Raw genomic sequence first — 17,412 nt, 5'->3', positions numbered from 1 at the left:
CCTCCTTCAAATTTGTTTCCGAGCTGCAATTTGTACCTTTGTATGAAATTTCGACCATGGCTTTCTATAAACTCCCCATCACAGAAATCCGTCGCGAGACACCCGACGCCATCTCCGTTTTATTCTCGGTTCCGGAGGCGTACCGTGACGTCTATGATTTTGTCGCAGGACAATACCTCAACTTAAAACTCGTGCTCGACGGACAGGAAATCCGGCGGGCCTATTCCATCTGCTCGGCGCCCGGCAGTGGCGAACTGCGTATTGCCATCAAAGGCATCCGCAACGGGTTCTTTTCCAAATTCGCCAACGAACAGCTTCGTGTGGGCGATGTGTTGGAAGTGGGCCTTCCGGAAGGCAATTTCACCTTTCACCCCAATGCGGAACGCCAACGGAATTATGTGGCCTTCGCCGCCGGAAGTGGCATCACGCCGGTCATGTCGATCCTGCAATCGGTGTTGGAGGGCGAGCCGGAAAGCAGTTTCGTATTGGTGTACGGCAACAAATCGCCTGAAACTGCCATTTTTTACCAGCAGTTGCACGAACTCGAACAACGGTTCGTGGGCCGTTTCTTCCTGCACCATGTGTTCAGTGAAGCGAAAGTCGATGGCGCACTGTTCGGCCGTATCGACCGCTCGGTGGTCAACTTTGTACTGAAGAACAAACACAAAGAAATGACGTTCGATGGTTACTGGCTATGTGGACCGGAAGATATGATCCGTACGGTTTCGTCGGTGCTGACTTCGCAGAATGTCAAAGAGAAAGACATCCATTTCGAGCTCTTTACCTCGTCGGCACCGGAAAAGAAAATCGACGTGTCGGGTACGTCCCACACCAAAGTTACGGTGCTGGTCGACGGCGACGAGACGACCTTTGAAATGTCACCCCTGACTACGGTGCTCGATGCCGCGCTCAAAGCCGGTGCCGATGCGCCCTATTCGTGCCAGGGCGGGATTTGCAGCAGTTGTATGGCGCGGGTGAAATCGGGCGGTGCCTTGATGAAAAAGAACGCCATCCTCACCGATGGTGAAATCGCAGACGGCCTCATCCTGACGTGCCAGGCGCATCCGACGACGCCTGAACTGTATATCGATTACGACGACGTGTGACGCGTTTCCTCACCTTTCATCGCGGGTATTTCGCCGCTTCGGTCGCGTTGTTCCTGATAGAAGTGGCCATTGCGCTTTTCGTGCACGATCACTTCATCCGGCCTTACTTTGGGGATACGTTGGTCGTTATATTACTTTATTGTGCCGTCCGGACCGTCTTTAAGGTGCGGATGCTGCCCACCGCCCTAGGCGTGCTGTTGTTTGCTTTCTGGATCGAATTCCTACAGTATTGCAACTTTATTTATTGGTTGGGATGGGAGCATTCCACACTGGCGCGCACGGTCATCGGGCATTCGGCTGCGTGGGAAGATGTGTGGGCGTATATCGGCGGGTTCTTTCTTATCGTCCTTTTCGAAAGCCTCCGCGGACGGTTACTACGGCAGTAATTCCTTTATTTTTTCCACTACCAAATCAGGCCGAATGGTACGCATGGCGTCTTCATAACCGACCACCTCCTTGTTGCCAAACACCGACGTAGGCAGCATCGGATAGCGTTCCCGATCCGGGCACAGCGAATTTGAAAGTGGCTGTCCGAACGGCGCAAACCCCGCATACGGATGCGTCGCGCCCCACAACGTCACGACCGGCACACCGGCAATCGCGGCCAGGTGACCGTTTCCGGAATCCATCGAGAGCATGACGTCAAGGTGGGAAATCAACAGAAGTTCATCGGCAAACGAAAGGCGCCCGGCGACGTTGACCAAATGGGGTGACGAATCGGCAATGGCTTGCAGTCGGGCGGTTTCCTCTTTTCCACCACCAAACAACAGCACCTTTACGTCGGGCCAGGTGGCAAGTGCGTTTATGACATCCTGCATCAAATCCTCTGGGTACACTTTGGGAGCGTGCTGGGCAAAGGGCGCGATGCCGATCCAGCGGCCGGTTTTGGGTCCGGTAACGGCCCACACAGCGTCAGACAGCGGTTGGGGTTGGGGAAATTCAGCTGGGAAAAGGTCGAGCGGATACCCAAGGGAACGGAACACGTCGGCATAGCGCTCCGGACTGGTCTTCAACGGTTTCCACATCTTATTGTGCGGACGGGTCAGGGCTTTCTTCTCGCTTCGTCCTTTGTCGAGGCGGGCCACTGCATAGCCCGAAAGGGTAAAAAACAATCCGATGATACGCGATCTGGTGACGCTGTGCACATCCGCGAAAGCGTCGATTCCGGTTGCCTTCAGCTTCCGATAGAAACGGAAAAGTCCGAACACGCCTTTGTATGCCTTCTTATCGAACGGAACGAATGTCACGCCTGGCAACGCGTCGAACAACGGTTTCAGGAAGGGTGTGGATACCACCGTCAGCCGCACCTCGGGATAGCGTTTGCGAAAGGCCCGAAGCACCGGAACCGTCATCGCCACGTCGCCCATGGCGGAGAGTCGCATGACGGCGATATGCTGCGGTAGTGACGGCACGGTTATTTTTTCCCTTGGTAGAGTACCGGATTCAGGTCGTCGTCGTTGTACATCTTCATCTGTTTGTAGACTTTCATGTACTTGTCGCCGTTTTCAATATCCTGCAACAAATCCTCGATAGCCGTGGTCAGGTCGCGGCGTTGCTCCAGCAGGATGTCGAGTTTGGCCTGGCACTTATCGCGGTGTTCCTGTGACGCGTCGGCGCGGCTGGCCTCTTCGTTCATGTGGTAGATCTTGAGCGCCAGGATCGAAAGACGGTCGAAGGCCCAGGCCGGGCTTTCCGAGTTGATTTTCGCGCCGTCCTTTGGCTGCACGTGGGCGTATTTCTGAAGGAAGTAACTGTCGATATATTCTACCATATCGGTGCGTTCCTGGTTGGAAGCATCGATGCGACGCTTCAGCGCCAGCGCGGCGACCGGGTCGATATTCGGATCGCGGATGATGTCTTCGAGGTGCCATTGCACGGTGTCGATCCAGTTCTTTACATATAACAAATGTTCGAACTGCCCTTTCGGGTACGGGTTCGAAATCGGATGGTCGACATGATCGAACTGATGGTAGTCGCGGATGCTTTGTTCAAAAACGGAATAGGCCTGCTGCGAAATCATGAGATGGATTTAGAGGACAAAGATAGGGGTTTGGGTTTTGAGTTTTGAGTTTTGGGTTTTGAGTTTTGGGTTGATGGTTTTTAGTTCTTGGTTCTTAGTTCTTGGCTCTAGGTTCTTGGGTAGAGATCGTCCTCAAATTCAAAATCCCGTACATTTACATCAAAATACCTTCCTATGCGCGTGCATCACCTTTCGGAACACAACAGCATCCTCAACCATTTCCTGGCGCAATTGCGCGATGTGTCGGTGCAGGGCGACCGTATGCGGTTTCGGCGCAACATCGAACGCATCGGGGAGATTATGGCGTATGAAATCAGTAAAACGCTCTCATTCAGCGGGGTGGATATTACGACGCCGCTCGGGGTGAAATCGACCGCGGTCATCAGCGAACCGGTGGTGTTGTGTTCGATATTGCGGGCCGGGCTACCGCTGCATTTGGGGTTCCTGAATTATTTCGACCAGGCTGAGAATGGTTTTATTTCTGCCTACCGCCACCATTATAACCACGACGACGCGTTCGACATCCTTTTGGAATACGAAGCCATTCCGGACCTGAATGGCAAAACGCTTTTACTGCTCGATCCGATGCTGGCCACGGGGCAGTCGATGTCGGCGGTATTGCTTCGGTTGTTGGAGAAGGCGAAACCGGCTGCCGTGCACCTCGCCTCTATCATCGCGGCACCGGAGGGCATCGCACATCTACAGGAAACCCTACCCGACTCCTGCACCGTTTGGATTGCGTCGCTTGACGAGCGGTTGAATGAGAAGAAATACATCATTCCCGGACTCGGAGATGCGGGTGACTTGGCGTATGGGCCTAAATTATAAGTCGTTATAGTCCCACCTGCATCACGAAACACGCGATTGCCACCAGGCACACGCCAAGTGAAAAACCTTCCTTCGCCCACTGGCTGCTCAGTCCTTCTATATAGCTGGTAGCCATAATCGCCAGCGGCATATAGGTGAACGACAGCAACGCATTCCCTTTGGCCGGTGACAAGACGAACACCGCCACGCCCACCACAAACGAAAAGAGGATTTTCTTGTAGGACGAATGCAGGATCAATGGCTTACTGCCCAGCGAGAACAGCATGGCGAAGAAAAACAACACAGATACCGCGGCGTAGAGCGACAGCGCCAGGTTCTCGCGGTTGTCGCGGAAGTATTCAAAGGAGGTATCGACGTAGGCCCCGTCCCAGAGGCGTTCGATCCAGAGCGGTTCGAACAGCAGGGAACATAATACGAAGATGGTGCCGGCCGACAACAGGGCGATGAACGGGATGACCCAGTTGCGGTAATCGCGCGACACGTGGAAAATAATCGAGATAAAGACTATCAACAGGTACAGGATGCACCAGAACTTGAAGAGTGCAGCGGCGAAAATCCAGAGAGAGGCGTCGAAAATCTTTTCTTTTGGGGTGATCAGTGACTGCAGCGAGATGAGTCGCCGCAGGGCCAACAGCACAAAAAAGTTGGCAGCGATGAGCGAAGGATCGGAAAAAAGCCCCGGAAAAAACACCAGGAATACGAAGTAAAACAGGAACGGATAGGTGCTGTCTTTGCTCATCCCGTTTCGTTTCGTGACGAAATTGGTGAGGAAAAGCGCGAAAAGCAATAGCAAGAGACAGCCGGTTTTGATGATGATACCGCCGGACGAATTCGTCCAGGCTGTGTCGTGCGTCTCGCTTACAAAGAAGAAGCACACCATCAAGACGGTGACCAGGATGTAGTTAAACGGCCTTGATTTGCTGAAAATACTTGTAATCATCGGCAGATTTTATACTTTTGCATCGTAAATATAATACTTGTACAAGATGAAAGCATTTTTCGAAGCGATCCAGTGGTTATTCGTGGATGTGTTGTTCGCCCCTCTTGACTACCTTCGTCATCTCGAGCTGTCGAACTGGTGGTTTGCCAACCTCGTGAACTGGACCTTCATGATCATCTGCGCGTACTACATCGTGTATTGGGTAAAACAACTCAATATCTTCAACCAGAATCCGGGAGAGAAACAAGATACGACAGCGCACTCGTTCCTGAAGTAATTCAGAGGTCGAAGCCGATATCTTTTCTATAATACATCGTATCAAAATGTAGCTTCGCTATGTTTTGGTACGATTTTTTTATGGCCTCCTGGTAGTTCTCGCCATACGACGTTACTGCCAACACACGGCCACCGCTGGTCACAGCCTTCCCTTCCGACAGCGTCGTTCCGGCGTGGAAGACGATCGACCCTTCTACGGCATCGAGGCCGGAAATCACTTTTCCTTTTTCATACGCTTCCGGGTAACCGCCCGACACGACCATAACCGTGGTGGCGCTGCGCGTATCGATATCGAGGGAAACTGTATCAAGGCGGTCGGCTGCGATGGCTTCGAATATGGTCACCAAATCCGTTTTCAAACGCGGCATCACGACTTCCGTTTCGGGATCGCCCATCCGGACGTTGTATTCAATGACTTTCGGATCGCCCTTCACATTGATGAGTCCGATGAAAATAAATCCTTTGTAGGGAATCCCGTCCTTCGCGAGTCCGTCGACCGTCGGTTTCACGATACGCGTCTCGATTTTCTCCAGGAATTCCGGTGTGGCGAACGGCACAGGTGAAACGGCACCCATTCCGCCGGTGTTCAGTCCGGTGTCGCCTTCGCCTATCCGCTTATAATCTTTAGCGGTCGGCAGGATTTGGTAATGACGCCCGTCGGTGAGCACGAAGCAACTGAGTTCGATGCCGTCGAGGAATTCTTCGATCACGACTTTCGAGCTGGCCGCCCCGAATTTGGCACCCACGAGCATCTCGCGGAGTTCGTTCTGGGCTTCGGCAAGGTCTTGCAGAATCAATACGCCTTTGCCTGCTGCGAGTCCATCTGCTTTCAACACATACGGTGGTGTTAGGGTCTCAAGGAAACGGCAGCCGTCTTCCACCGTTTCGGCGGTAAAACTTTCGTAGGCGGCGGTGGGAATACCGTGACGGACGAGGAATTTCTTGGCGTACTCCTTACTTCCTTCGAGTTGGGCACCTTCTTCGGAAGGACCGATTACAGGAATGTTGCGCAGCGATGCATCGGCGAGGAAGAAGTCGACGATACCTTCCACCAACGGGTCTTCCGGCCCCACGACCACCATTTCTACCCGATGGTCGAGCACGAACTGTCGGATCGCGGCAAAATCAGTTGCGGCCAACGGCACGTTTTCAGCAATAGCGGCGGTGCCGGCGTTACCGGGCGCGACGTATAATTTCTGGCATTTCGGACTTTGGAGCAATTTCCAGGCAAGCGCGTGTTCGCGGCCCCCGGAACCTAACAGCAGGATGGTCATATGGGTGTGTGTTGTGGCGCAAAAGTACGCCGTTTTTCGGAAAAAGGATATATTTGTCCAAACACCTGACCATGGCTGAAAACTGTAAGAACTGCGCCTATGAAATTACGCTGAACTTCTGCCCGAGTTGCGGACAGAAGAAAGCGAAACGCATCGACGGGAAGTATGTGAAGGATGAGATACAGTACACCGTCCTGCATACGAACAAAGGGTTTTTCTACACCTGTAAACAACTGCTTATCCGCCCGGGCCATGCCACGCGGGAGTTTGTGGAAGGCAACCGGGTGAACCATTACAAGCCGTTGGCGCTGGTGTTTTTATTGGCGGGTATCAGTGCGTTCCTGTCGCATTGGGTGATTGATTTCCACACAGTTTATGCGGGAACAATGGAAGCCAAGCAGGCCGAGCAGGCCGCAAAAGTGGCGGAAGGCATGATGAAGTATTATTCTTTCATCCTGGTTTCGTTGATACCCCTTTTCTCGTTATTAACGTGGCTGGTCTTCCGGAAATGGGGCTACAATTATTTCGAACATATCGTCGTCAATGCGTTTTTCACTGCCACCCTCACGCTGGTTTCGATTGCCGCCCTGCCTTTGAGCTATCTGTCTACCATAGGCTATATCTCACTTAACACCCTGATGCTGATCCAAATGATTTGGTCGCCCCTGTTATTGTTTGTCTTCTTTAAGCAGTTCTATAACGGGCGCTCCGGTTGGGCTGTCGCGGGCCGCCTACTGATTTTTGCCCTTTCCGCCATTCTTGTTTTTGTATTGCTGACTTTTGCAGTTGTCTTGATTGGACTTGTGATGGGATTCCTGAAGCCCGCTACGCATTAATTTGCATGCTGCGCCTCTTCAACCTCTCCCTCCGCCTCAACGGTTTTCCGCTTTCCGAAGCGTTGCCGGAATTTGACCGGCGCATGGCGTTGGAGGGCACGGCGCATGCGGCATTTCTGGAGGCGAAAAAACAAGAAATCGTTTCTTTCCACCTTTCCCACAACGGCTTTTACCGGGCATTGGCACAAGAGGCTGACCCCAGCGACTGGCAGTCCTTGCCCATCCTAACCAAAAAAGACCTGCAACGCCCGTTGGCTGAGCGGTTGTCGGAGGGGTACACCGAACAAAATGTGTATGTCAACAAAACCTCGGGGTCGAGTGGCGATCCGTTTGTTTTTGGGAAAGACAAGTATGCCCATGCGCTGACCTGGGCTTCCAACATTCGGCGGTTTGGGTGGTATGGGGTGGATTTCAACTCGTCGTTACAAGCGAGGTTCTATGGCATTCCACTTGATTTTAAAGGATATTGGAAGGAACGCACCAAAGACTTCTTCCTGCACCGCTACCGCTTCCCCGTCTTTGATTTGTCGGATGCCGTATTGGAGCGCTACCTGCACCATTTCCGCACCAAAAAATTCGATTACCTCAACGGCTACACCTCGTCGATTGTGTTGTTGGCGAAATTTCTCGAACGTCGGGGCCTCGTGCTCAAAGACCTCTGCCCTACCTTACGGGTTTGCATCGTCACGTCTGAAATGCTGTTTCCGGATGACAAGGCGTTGATGGAGCGTCAATTCGGTGTGCCCGTAGTGAACGAATACGGCGCTTCCGAACTCGACCTCATCGCGTTTGAAAACCCACAGGGCGCGTGGCAGGTGAATGCCGAAACCTTGTTCGTTGAGATTGTAGATGAGAACGGTCGCGCGGTTCCCAACGGTTCAGAAGGACGTGTGGTGATCACCTCGCTTGACAACCGGGCGCATCCGTTCCTGCGCTATGACATTGGGGATGTGGGCGTGTTATCGAACGATACTACGTCGGGCAAGCCCATTTTGGAAAAGCTCGTGGGCCGCACGAACGATATCGCAATCCTGCCGAGCGGAAAGACGTCGCCAGGCCTTACCTTCTACTATGTCACGAAGAGCATCATTTCTGACGACGGAAATGTGCAGGAGTTCATCATCATCCAAACGGCCATCGACCGCTTCCGGATCGAATATGTGAGCCGGGACGTCCTTACGCCCAACCAGATTGCCGACATCGAAAAAGCCATTGCGCTGTATCTCGAGCCGGGGCTTTCGTTTGAATTCATCCGGAAAGAGGTGCTTGACCGCAGCCATCGCGGTAAGCTGAAGCAGTTCCGGTCGTTAGTCTGACCGTTTGACGAACCGGGGTTTAATCAGCAATTGGGTAAACAGGAACAGCGCCATGCAACCCACGGCCGTTACAAGGTTCAACCGATGGAACTGTCGGTAGACGGTGAAATTGTAGCCCAGCATCCCCACTTTTGAAGACGAAATAGAGTCGTTCCGCAGCCGGTAAAAAGCCAGTGATTCGGGCACGGGCGAGGCCAATCGGATTCGTTTCAGGACGGTCAGCCAAATCATCCAGTCTTGTCGCTTCCGGATGGTGGAAAACGGAATTTTTCCGAAGTAGTGGGTGTCGTATATCCCCGTCAGGTTTCCAACGAAGTTGCAGAAAAACAACTGCCGGTACGAAAGCGGCGCTGGTGCCGTGATGGTTTTTCCGGCGGGCCGTCCGTCTTCCGTCATCCACTCATAAAATGAAAAGGTAAAGGGTTGGCGGTGCTTGTCCATGAAAGCCAGTTGTCGTTCGAGTTTCTGTGGCTTCCACACATCGTCGGCATCGAGAAAGGCGATATACCGACCCTTCGCCGCGTCAAGGGCTGTCTGGCGTGCGGCTCCCGCCCCCTGGTTATTTTCGAGTCGGATGAAGCGGATGCGCCTATCCTGTTCGACGAAGGCCCTGGCTATGTTGGGGGTGTTGTCGGAAGAAGCGTCGTCGACTATCACCATTTCCCAGTCGCGATGCGTTTGTGCAAGCACTGAGCGGATGGCATCGGCAAGGAACCGTTCTGAATTGTAAGCGGGCGTTATGACCGACACGAGGGGCATCAGTAGGCTTTTTCTTCTCCGCGCACCGCGTTGATGAAGGTCATGAAGATGATCCGGATGTCGAGCAGCAGCGACCAGTTCTCCATATAGAAAATGTCGTATTTGACGCGGTAGATGATGTCTTTGTCATTTTCGACCTCGCCACGGAATCCGTTCGTTTGCGCGAGTCCGGTGATGCCGGGTTTTACAAAGTGGCGCACCATGAACTTATCGACCCGACGGGCATACATCTCGGTATGGCTCACCATGTGCGGGCGCGGTCCTACGACCGACATATCACCGATTAATACGTTGTAAAACTGGGGCAGTTCGTCGATACTTGTCTTCCGCATGAACTTCCCGATACGGGTGATGCGCGGGTCGTTTTTCGACACCTGTTCCAAATCCGCGATGGCATTGGGTCGCATCGAGCGAAATTTAAAGCAATTGAATTCGTGGTAGTTGAGTCCGTTTCGGCGTTGTTTGAAGAACACCGGCCCTTTCGACTCAAGTTTGATGAGCAATGCCAACAGCGGTGTCAGCCAGGAGAGGAACAAAATGATGACACCGGCTGAAAAACCAATATCAAAAACGCGCTTGATGGCTTTGTTGATGGGGTCGTCAAGCGGAATCGTACGCGGCGAAATGACCGGAATATAATCGTAGTAATCGACTTTGAAATTACGGGAGAGCAGCTCTCGGTTATCGGGCAGGAACTTGAGTATCTTGAGGTTATTGTCGGTAAAGTCGACAAACATATTGATCTGGTGCTCGGTCAATTCGTGCAGCGAGCAATAGATTTCGTCAATCTTGTTTTCCTTTACAAACTGGAAACAGGCGTCGATTTTACTTTTCTTGTCGCCGGCGCCCTGAAGGTCAAAAACGGAGATCAGTTTATAGCCGTAATCCGGGTTTTCGTTGAAGAACTCGGTTAATTGAGGTACCGATTTTCCATTACCGGCAATGACTACCCGCCGGAAGTTGCCGCCCCAGATCGAGCGGTATTTTCGAAGGAAGTAGAAGATAAACAGCTTGAGACTGGCAATCAACACGAGGGCCGTTCCGGTGTATCGGAGCGTTCCGTGTTCGTCGGCATTTCCGATCAGGAAGCCTGAAAAGGCATAACAGAGGACGGTAAAAATGAAGAATTGCCGTAGAATCTTCCCAAAGATGGCCGATACTTTTGTATACCGATAGACCTCGTAAAATCCGGTATTGAGGGCGATGATAACCCACGAAAGGGAAATGAACGACAGGAAATACAACGAAAAAAAAGCGTGTGGCAGCAACGCGTACGTCAGGAAGTTGATGACGAACAGGTCGGCCGCATACGTAAACGGGCGGATGTAAACCGAATATCTTCCCGATTTCGCCTTCATCAGTTCACCATGTAGCGGGAGAAGTCTTTATGTTCTTCCTTGAGGAGTTCCTCTTTGGGCAGTGCCTTGAAATACTCATAGGTTTTCCGCATGCCTTCGGCGCGGCCGACCTTCGCCTCCCATCCGAGTAGTTCGCGGGCCTTGGTGATGTCGGGTTGCCGTTGCATCGGATCGTTGACGGGCAATGGCTTGTAAATGACTTTTTGGGTGGTCCCCGTTAGTTTGATAATCTCTTCTGCAAAGTCACTGATAGTGATTTCATCCGGATTTCCGATGTTGACCGGCAACACATAGTCGGAATGCAGCAGGCGGAAAATCCCTTCCACCTGATCGTCTACATAACAAAACGAGCGTGTCTGGCTGCCGTCGCCGAAAACGGTGAGGTCTTCACCGCGCAGCGCCTGTCCGATAAAAGCGGGAATTACGCGTCCGTCGTTGAGACGCATCCGGGGTCCGTAGGTATTGAATATCCTCACAATACGCGTTTCCACTCCATGGAATGTGTGATATGCCATGGTAATCGATTCCTGGAAGCGCTTGGCTTCATCGTAGACGCCGCGAGGGCCGATGGTGTTGACATTGCCGTAGTAATCTTCGGTTTGCGGATGCACCAGCGGATCGCCGTAGACTTCGGAAGTAGAGGCAATAAGGATGCGTGCTTTCTTGACCCGCGCCAGCCCGAGCAGGTTGTGCGTGCCGAGCGAGCCCACTTTTAATGTCTGGATCGGGATTCGGAGGTAATCGATTGGACTGGCCGGTGAGGCGAAATGCAGGATATAGTCGAGATCGCCGGGTATGTGGACGAACTTCGTGATATCGTGATGGTAGAATTCGAAGTGTTCTTCCTTAAAAAGGTGTTCGATATTGCGGAGGTCGCCGGTAATGAGGTTGTCCATTCCGATGACATGGTATCCTTCCGCCAGGAAACGGTCGCAGAGATGCGAGCCAAGGAAGCCCGCTGCGCCCGTGATCAGGACTCTTTTCATGCTTTTTTACTTTGCCTCTTCCGGCGCCGTGGGCTTTACGGCGTTAAAAAAGCAGTAGAGCGCCACGAAGAAGATGATCCCTCTTTGCCGGCAGAAAAACGATTCGGTCAAAAATAGGACTAACATCGTTATGGCGAAAACAATATGGGGGAAATTTTTAGTAGAAAATGCCTTTCTGAGGTTCCCGATCACCATCGCGATTACGATGAGGAATCCGAGGATGCCTAACTCGGCGAAGGTTTGTATGTATTGGTTGTGGAAGTTGTAATCGCCGTAGCCCGCGTGTAAGTTGTGTTCAACCTCTTTCTCCTTGATTTTTGCCTGGGTAGCTTCAAGTCCGAAACCAGTCGCAATGCGAGACGGTTCCTCTTCCATCATTTCTACGAACGTGCGGGTTTGGTATACGCGCAGCGCACCTCCGGGAAAATAATGGTAATCTTCAAACCGTTCTTCGTTCCAGGCCTGGCTTAGGCTGATATTCAGGATGCTCTTGTCGTCACGGTTGATCGTATTATCGACAAACGCCGTTTCGTACTCCACCAGAAACCGTTTCCTGACGTTCGGAATGAACATAATGGATCCGGCCACAAATACCAGGGCTGAGGCAGCGGTCAACCACTTTACGCTATTTCGTATCGAGGCGAAATACAGATAGTAACAGCATACCAGGATAAAATCGATGAAAATCACGCTTTTCGACGACAGCAGTACAATTACCACGGCCAGAAACCCCATTGCGGTATTCTGGAGGCTGGTGCGGTTCGGGATGGCAAAAAAGTGAAAAAAGGCCAACGACATCAGCACGGCCACATAGATGGCATTGACATCCAGTGTTACGAGCTCGTGGTAAAAGAATACCTCAGGATTACCCGTTTCGAAAAAACGAAGGGCGGCTTTCGCTACATACATGACGCCCAGAACTACCATCCCCCATGCGTAAATTTCCAGGGTGCGTTTTTGCTGTGATACGGTGAAATCAGGAACGAAAAGGAAAGCAAACGGTAGAAGCAGGAATAATGCTTCTTTCCGGAGTCCGGAAAGTGTAAGTTCGAGATCGCGGGTCCACAAAACAGATGCGGCCATCAAAACATAGAGTAACATGGGCCATAGTAGTGCCATCCGAAACCGTATTCCGTTTCGTTTTGCCGATACCAACGCGCTAAAAATAAAAATCCCGCTGATAATGCTGCCGATCGCATATCCTAATGGGATTGCTATGAGATAGGCGGCCAGCAGGTAAACGAAAATCTCGTTTGACGTAACGATGTTACGCGCGGTCGTGGTAAAGTTGGAAAAAAAGCTGTTCGTAGGCTTCATTTATGCTGTTCCAGTTGAATTCTTGCACGATGGCTTCCGAATTTCGCTGAATCCGCTGCAAGTTATCACTTTTTTTTGTGTTGGTGAGAAGGGCCGCCACATCTGCCTTCTGTGAGAAATACAACCCATTGGCCCTCAAAATAGAAGCGTTGAATTCATTTTGGTGTGCCGCGATGAGCGCGCCCGAAGCCATGGCCTCAAGTAGCGAAGGGTTTGTGCCCCCGACACTGTGCCCGTGAAAGTAGAGCTTCGAGAAAAACCGCAGATTGTTCAGGTGGTTGAGATTGTAGACGCCTCCTATAAAGCGAATTTGGGGATAACCGCCGAATTTGCTCTTTAAATACGCGCCGAATTTGGTTTCGTGTTTTCCGATCACGAGAAACGGCGTTGGGTCTTGGGCCTCTACGACACCGTCGAGGATCATCTCGATGTTATTTTCGGGTTCCAGTCGCGCAATCAGCATGTTGTATGCTTCTTTTACCACGTCGTATTCGGCCAATATACCTTCGTCGGGGGTGGTGAAAAGGTCGGCGCCATAGGCAATGTAGGTGGAGGTAGCGCCGTATACATCCTGAAGGTGGCGTTGTATGCCGAGGGAATCGGCCACCAGTGCGTCACTGCTTTTCACGGCAAGTTTTTCGGCCCATTTGAGCATTCGTTGCACCGGTCGTGAGAATTTCGTCCGTTTCCATTCGAGACCATCCATATTCGTAATGATGACCGGTTTCTTGGGTAAAAGCCGGTACCACACGGAACTGCTGGTATAGCCCAATTGCAGGATGATGTCGAAATTCCGTTTGCGGGAATCGAGTATACAATTCAGGTCATATAAAAACTGCCCCGCCGTGCCGATCCGGTCTTCCGGATCTTTGCAATGAATCAGATGGACGCCGCGAAAGTGGCTTTCTTTATACGGATGGTTCGCCGAACAATAGGTGTACACTTCATGTCCGCGGGACGCGAGGAATACCGAGAAAAACTCCGCGAACTGCTCAAAACCGCCGTAGTGGTTTGGAATTCCGCGCGTGCCAAGTATCGCTATTTTCATGGAAAAACTCTCAGGGTCGACAAAAATAGGCAATTCCAACCGGACGAGCCCTACCTGCCTATCCTGTGTTAACATGATTTTTGTCAGCCTTTTTTCGTCGCGAAATTGCTAATATTGCAATTCATATTACCTTCCTATGATTCGTTTCGACTTCCTTGAGCAAAATATTGAATCACTACGTATACAATACCTGGCGGCCAAGCCCTTCCCGCATTTGATCATCGATGATTTCTGTGAGACGGATAAGTTGGAGCGCGCCTATGCAAGCATTCCGGAACTCAGCAACAAAAGCCGGGATTATGCTTTTGCCAACAACAAGTTTGAGAAATCGAATTATAAGGAATTAGGGCCTGAGTTGGCGGAATTGCATGCCGACCTTCTCTCAGAACGTTTCAATACCATCCTCTCGTTCATCACGGCCAAAACGGTTTTCGTCGACCCGAAGAACCACGGTGGCGGTCTACATCAGGGGAAAAAGAACAGTTTCCTTGATATGCACCTTGATTTCAACTACCACCCCATCAATAAAAACTGGTATCGGGAGTTGAATTTGCTGTTGTATCTCAATAAAGACTGGAAAAAAGAATATGGTGGCGAACTTAAGATCCGGGACCTTCGTACGGACGATGAAGCAGAACTAGATGTTCCCTTCAACCGCCTGATTATCCAGCAATGTGCGCCGTATACACTTCACGGCTACGATATGACACGTTTCCCGGAGGGCCGTTATCGTACCTCAATTGCTACGTATGCCTACCAGGTGCACCAGCGCCTCATCGAAAAACCACGAACTACGGACTGGTTTCCTGCGGAAGATGCGTCTTTTATGAAGAAACAGCTGGCCAAGAATTATAATACGCTGGTGCAGGCCAAAAACAAACTTTTCGGAAGCGGTACGGCCAAGAACCAATAGCGCCTATGAAACGCGTTTTGGTCATCAACCAATCCTCAGAACTCTACGGCGCCGACAAGGCCCTGCTTGAGTTATTGGATCATTTCCCAACAGGATATGTGCCTGTCGTCGTACTTGAGCACGAGGGGCCTCTCAAGGACATACTCGAACAGCGGGGCATCACCGTGATCAAGAGCCCGGTGATCAAAATATCGCGGGCGCTCTTTTCGTTCCGCGGACTCTTGAAAATCCCGGTAGAATTCATCCGTTCGCAGTATATATTGTGGAGGGCCACGCGCGCACTACCTATTTCGCTTGTTCATTCAAACGCTATTTCGGTCTTTGCGGGCGCTTTCCATTGCTTTTTCTTTCGCCGCAAACATGTTTGGCATGTCCATGAGATAATCGAGCATCCCCGGTTTCTGGCAGCGTTGTATCCACGTCTGGTTTACTTTTTTTCCGATAGGATCATTTACAATTCGAACGCCTCTTACGAGAATTTCCGGGTGCGGTATCCAAAAGTGGAAAAGAAGTCGATTGTGGTGCCAAATGGCCAGCGCAGGACGGTCCCGGTTTTATCGGAGGCCGGCCGAACAGAAATTCGAAGCCGCCTGTTTGGGGTATCCGACGAAAGCCCTGTTATTGCCTTGATTGGCCGTATTAGTCGCTGGAAGGGACAGTTGCTTTTGCTGGAGAGTTTCCTAAAGGTTCATGCCGCGTTTCCCACAAGCCGTCTCGTGTATGTGGGTTCCACTCCTCCGGGTCAACCGCATTTTCTGGAGACATTGGAAAATGCCATCAGCGCTTCGGGCCTTTCCCATATGATTTCCATTGTCGACTTCCAGGAAGATATCTGGCCTGTTTACGATGCGGTCGATATTTGCGTGGTTCCGTCTACTGAACCCGAGCCTTTTGGCCTGGTGGCAACAGAAGCGATGTTGTCGTCAAAACCGGTTATTGCGGCCAATCATGGCGGGTTGACCGAAATCGTAGAAGAGGGTGTTACGGGCTTTCTCTTCACGCCGAATGATAAAGACGACCTCGCTTCGAAATTATCCATCCTGCTCGCAGATGCGTCGAAAATGGTGTCATTTGGACAAGCGGGTAAACGTCGCGCAGAGGCCGTTTTCTCGGCAGAGCGATACGCGTCGTCCATCGGACACGTCTATGACGCGCTAACCGAAGACTGAACCGGCGATACGCGCAATTTCCACTCCACAGCAAGAAGACCTCCGAGGAAAAGCATGATGCAGTCTTTCGGAATATAGATGCCTGTAATAATCAGCGTCGTAAAAAAGTAAAACAGTCCTACGGAGGAAAGTAACTTCAGCACGAATGCATGCCGTTCGTCAAAAGGTGGGCGATAGAGATAGCGATACAGCCTTACCAGGAAGAAAAGCAACACACACAATCCGATCAGTCCGGTTTTGTAGAATACGAATACATATCCGTTGTGCATAATGGATATATAACGCATTCCATGGCCGTCAGGACCATCCAACGGAGCACGGAATTTGAGGTTGATCAGCGAGCCGTGACCTGTGCCTACTACCCAGCTTTGGGGTTGGTCTCGCATAAGGTCAAATGCGCGCTTGGCTTCATAGGCCCGCCAATGGTCCCATAACTCGCGGTGATTGTCGCGGTCTACTTTTGCATTGAAGACTTCGCTGGGTGCGTTCTTGATTTTATAAAGAAACGCTTCGATGCCTTTTGAATTACGGGCAGGCTTGCTGAAACTCAGGTATACAAACAACCCTCCTACCACAATTCCGACAAGCACTAGGGCCTTTAATGCCGTTTTATTAAGGCGGGAATAGCCAAGTGCCGACACGGTGAGCAGAATGGCAACGACGAACGTCGCCCTTGAAAAATATAGTGCGGAAGAAAGGCCCAATAAGGCGAGAAACAGGAAGCGCTTACGGGGTCCGAACAGCGGGAATTCTTTACGGCCGAACCACAGTATCACCATGGCGAATAACTCGATGAAATTATCGAGAAACCCCTCCCGTACATCCTCGATAGACGAATGGATCCCGACCAGAAAGAACACGTTAAAAATGTGAATGGCTGCGGCCAGCAGCGCTACCGTGACGATAATTTTGAAAAACGTTCTGTAATCGGACAGACTTCGGGCGACAAAGTATCCGATAGACAGGGCCAGTAGGGGCTTACCAAAGTGCAGCACGTCTTTTACGATCTCTTTTAGTGGGTACCCCTGGAACAATAACCCTATAAAACCCAGCAAAAACAGCACCACCAAAGGCGTAGCTTGCGATAGGACGGAGGGCGGCATCTTAATCCGCTTCAAAGAAAACACGATCAGGGTCAACACTCCCAATTGCAACAACACGTTGAAGTGGAAGGAAAAATACATCTCACTCAGTAAGACCAGCGAAAAAAGGACCGGAAAAAAACGGTTGGTACGCTCCATGCAAAGGGTTGATTGAACAAAAATA

The 17,412-nt window shown here is 51.3% G+C and carries 18 protein-coding genes; 8 read left to right on the top strand and 10 right to left on the bottom strand.

The features are described 5' to 3' along the window. Positions 1-56 precede the first annotated feature (56 nt). Together MKO97_RS03230 and MKO97_RS03225 are read left to right on the top strand one after the other, a co-directional pair. A complete protein-coding gene (locus tag MKO97_RS03230) occupies positions 57-1,106 on the top strand; it encodes a ferredoxin--NADP reductase (protein WP_241104631.1) in 1,050 nt (349 codons plus the stop codon). Continuing rightward, on the top strand, positions 1,103-1,492 hold the full coding sequence (locus MKO97_RS03225) for a DUF2809 domain-containing protein (RefSeq protein WP_241104630.1): 390 nt from the start codon (positions 1,103-1,105) through the stop codon (positions 1,490-1,492). The genes MKO97_RS03230 and MKO97_RS03225 overlap by 4 nt, the downstream gene beginning before the upstream one ends. Here MKO97_RS03225 and MKO97_RS03220 read toward each other — a convergent pair. Continuing rightward, positions 1,481-2,518 carry a glycosyltransferase family 9 protein gene (locus tag MKO97_RS03220; protein WP_319800017.1) on the bottom strand — a complete coding sequence of 346 codons (1,038 nt, stop codon included), beginning with the start codon at positions 2,516-2,518 and terminating at the stop codon, positions 1,481-1,483. The genes MKO97_RS03225 and MKO97_RS03220 overlap by 12 nt on opposite strands. Positions 2,519-2,520: 2 nt before the next feature. Next, positions 2,521-3,126 carry a DUF4254 domain-containing protein gene (locus tag MKO97_RS03215; protein ID WP_241104629.1) on the bottom strand — a complete coding sequence of 202 codons (606 nt, stop codon included), beginning with the start codon at positions 3,124-3,126 and terminating at the stop codon, positions 2,521-2,523. 174 nt (positions 3,127-3,300) lie between these two features. Here MKO97_RS03215 and upp point away from each other — a divergent pair, with 174 nt between their 5' ends. Beyond that, positions 3,301-3,954 carry a uracil phosphoribosyltransferase gene (gene upp / locus MKO97_RS03210; RefSeq protein ID WP_241104628.1) on the top strand — a complete coding sequence of 218 codons (654 nt, stop codon included), beginning with the start codon at positions 3,301-3,303 and terminating at the stop codon, positions 3,952-3,954. 4 nt (positions 3,955-3,958) lie between these two features. Here upp and MKO97_RS03205 read toward each other — a convergent pair whose 3' ends face one another. Continuing rightward, complete coding sequence (locus tag MKO97_RS03205; protein WP_241104627.1) at positions 3,959-4,894, bottom strand: DUF6427 family protein; 936 nt, start codon at positions 4,892-4,894, stop codon at positions 3,959-3,961. A 46-nt stretch (positions 4,895-4,940) separates the two neighbouring features. On the opposite strand from MKO97_RS03205, the gene MKO97_RS03200 reads away from it, so the two are divergent. Next, positions 4,941-5,171, top strand: a complete 231-nt coding sequence (locus MKO97_RS03200) for a uracil phosphoribosyltransferase (protein WP_241104626.1) — start codon at positions 4,941-4,943, stop codon at positions 5,169-5,171. Between the two features lies 1 nt (position 5,172). Here the strand turns inward: MKO97_RS03200 and purD are convergent, their stop codons facing one another. After that, positions 5,173-6,444 (bottom strand): phosphoribosylamine--glycine ligase, encoded by a 1,272-nt coding sequence (gene purD, locus MKO97_RS03195; RefSeq protein ID WP_241104625.1) that lies wholly within the window; start codon positions 6,442-6,444, stop codon positions 5,173-5,175. Between the two features lie 71 nt (positions 6,445-6,515). Between purD and MKO97_RS03190 the strand changes: the two genes are divergently transcribed. Next, a complete protein-coding gene (locus MKO97_RS03190; RefSeq protein WP_241104624.1) occupies positions 6,516-7,280 on the top strand; it encodes a DUF3667 domain-containing protein in 765 nt (254 codons plus the stop codon). A gap of 5 nt (positions 7,281-7,285) precedes the next feature. Beyond that, positions 7,286-8,596 (top strand): phenylacetate--CoA ligase family protein, encoded by a 1,311-nt coding sequence (locus MKO97_RS03185; RefSeq protein ID WP_241104623.1) that lies wholly within the window; start codon positions 7,286-7,288, stop codon positions 8,594-8,596. Here the strand turns inward: MKO97_RS03185 and MKO97_RS03180 are convergent. The 5 genes from MKO97_RS03180 to MKO97_RS03160 are packed head-to-tail and all read right to left on the bottom strand — an operon-like array spanning position 8,588 to position 14,139. Next, on the bottom strand, positions 8,588-9,355 hold the full coding sequence (locus MKO97_RS03180; RefSeq protein WP_319800018.1) for a glycosyltransferase family 2 protein: 768 nt from the start codon (positions 9,353-9,355) through the stop codon (positions 8,588-8,590). The genes MKO97_RS03185 and MKO97_RS03180 overlap by 9 nt on opposite strands. Further along, complete coding sequence (locus tag MKO97_RS03175; protein WP_241104622.1) at positions 9,355-10,713, bottom strand: exopolysaccharide biosynthesis polyprenyl glycosylphosphotransferase; 1,359 nt, start codon at positions 10,711-10,713, stop codon at positions 9,355-9,357. Before MKO97_RS03175 ends, MKO97_RS03180 begins: the two co-directional genes overlap by 1 nt. After that, positions 10,713-11,699 (bottom strand): UDP-glucuronic acid decarboxylase family protein, encoded by a 987-nt coding sequence (locus MKO97_RS03170; RefSeq protein ID WP_241104621.1) that lies wholly within the window; start codon positions 11,697-11,699, stop codon positions 10,713-10,715. Before MKO97_RS03170 ends, MKO97_RS03175 begins: the two co-directional genes overlap by 1 nt. A 6-nt stretch (positions 11,700-11,705) precedes the next feature. Next, positions 11,706-13,016: an O-antigen ligase gene (locus MKO97_RS03165; RefSeq protein WP_241104620.1), complete on the bottom strand. Its 1,311-nt coding sequence runs from the start codon at positions 13,014-13,016 to the stop codon at positions 11,706-11,708. Further along, complete coding sequence (locus MKO97_RS03160) at positions 12,967-14,139, bottom strand: DUF1972 domain-containing protein (RefSeq protein ID WP_319800019.1); 1,173 nt, start codon at positions 14,137-14,139, stop codon at positions 12,967-12,969. The genes MKO97_RS03165 and MKO97_RS03160 overlap by 50 nt, the downstream gene beginning before the upstream one ends. 61 nt (positions 14,140-14,200) lie before the next feature. Here MKO97_RS03160 and MKO97_RS03155 point away from each other — a divergent pair, with 61 nt between their 5' ends. Together MKO97_RS03155 and MKO97_RS03150 are read left to right on the top strand one after the other, a co-directional pair. Next, positions 14,201-14,977: a 2OG-Fe(II) oxygenase gene (locus MKO97_RS03155; RefSeq protein WP_241104619.1), complete on the top strand. Its 777-nt coding sequence runs from the start codon at positions 14,201-14,203 to the stop codon at positions 14,975-14,977. A gap of 5 nt (positions 14,978-14,982) precedes the next feature. After that, positions 14,983-16,146, top strand: coding sequence for a glycosyltransferase family 4 protein (locus MKO97_RS03150; protein WP_241104618.1), 1,164 nt, complete (start codon positions 14,983-14,985; stop codon positions 16,144-16,146). Here the strand turns inward: MKO97_RS03150 and MKO97_RS03145 are convergent. Continuing rightward, a complete protein-coding gene (locus tag MKO97_RS03145; protein WP_241104617.1) occupies positions 16,122-17,387 on the bottom strand; it encodes an O-antigen ligase family protein in 1,266 nt (421 codons plus the stop codon). The two genes, MKO97_RS03150 and MKO97_RS03145, sit on opposite strands and share 25 nt — an antisense overlap. Positions 17,388-17,412: the final 25 nt, after the last annotated feature.

The sequence above is a fragment of the Flavobacterium sp. HJ-32-4 genome, assembly GCF_022532105.1.
In the GTDB taxonomy this organism is placed as follows: Bacteria; Bacteroidota; Bacteroidia; order Flavobacteriales; family Flavobacteriaceae; genus Flavobacterium.
The sequence above is the reverse complement of the archived record's forward strand: the minus strand, read 5'-3'. Positions and strand labels throughout refer to the sequence as shown.

Excerpts from the sequence above, each read along its gene's own strand:
- MKO97_RS03205 (WP_241104627.1), bottom strand. The coding sequence starts at position 4,894 with ATGATTACAAGTATTTTCAGCAAATCAAGGCCGTTTAACTACATCCTG.
- MKO97_RS03170 (WP_241104621.1), bottom strand. The coding sequence starts at position 11,699 with ATGAAAAGAGTCCTGATCACGGGCGCAGCGGGCTTCCTTGGCTCGCAT.
- MKO97_RS03145 (WP_241104617.1), bottom strand. The coding sequence starts at position 17,387 with ATGGAGCGTACCAACCGTTTTTTTCCGGTCCTTTTTTCGCTGGTCTTA.
- MKO97_RS03185 (WP_241104623.1), top strand. The coding sequence starts at position 7,286 with ATGCTGCGCCTCTTCAACCTCTCCCTCCGCCTCAACGGTTTTCCGCTT.
- upp (WP_241104628.1), top strand. The coding sequence starts at position 3,301 with ATGCGCGTGCATCACCTTTCGGAACACAACAGCATCCTCAACCATTTC.
- MKO97_RS03175 (WP_241104622.1), bottom strand. The coding sequence starts at position 10,713 with ATGAAGGCGAAATCGGGAAGATATTCGGTTTACATCCGCCCGTTTACG.
- MKO97_RS03165 (WP_241104620.1), bottom strand. The coding sequence starts at position 13,016 with ATGAAGCCTACGAACAGCTTTTTTTCCAACTTTACCACGACCGCGCGT.
- MKO97_RS03160 (WP_319800019.1), bottom strand. The coding sequence starts at position 14,139 with ATGTTAACACAGGATAGGCAGGTAGGGCTCGTCCGGTTGGAATTGCCT.
- MKO97_RS03150 (WP_241104618.1), top strand. The coding sequence starts at position 14,983 with ATGAAACGCGTTTTGGTCATCAACCAATCCTCAGAACTCTACGGCGCC.
- MKO97_RS03230 (WP_241104631.1), top strand. The coding sequence starts at position 57 with ATGGCTTTCTATAAACTCCCCATCACAGAAATCCGTCGCGAGACACCC.
- MKO97_RS03180 (WP_319800018.1), bottom strand. The coding sequence starts at position 9,355 with ATGCCCCTCGTGTCGGTCATAACGCCCGCTTACAATTCAGAACGGTTC.
- MKO97_RS03155 (WP_241104619.1), top strand. The coding sequence starts at position 14,201 with ATGATTCGTTTCGACTTCCTTGAGCAAAATATTGAATCACTACGTATA.
- MKO97_RS03200 (WP_241104626.1), top strand. The coding sequence starts at position 4,941 with ATGAAAGCATTTTTCGAAGCGATCCAGTGGTTATTCGTGGATGTGTTG.
- MKO97_RS03215 (WP_241104629.1), bottom strand. The coding sequence starts at position 3,126 with ATGATTTCGCAGCAGGCCTATTCCGTTTTTGAACAAAGCATCCGCGAC.
- MKO97_RS03190 (WP_241104624.1), top strand. The coding sequence starts at position 6,516 with ATGGCTGAAAACTGTAAGAACTGCGCCTATGAAATTACGCTGAACTTC.
- purD (WP_241104625.1), bottom strand. The coding sequence starts at position 6,444 with ATGACCATCCTGCTGTTAGGTTCCGGGGGCCGCGAACACGCGCTTGCC.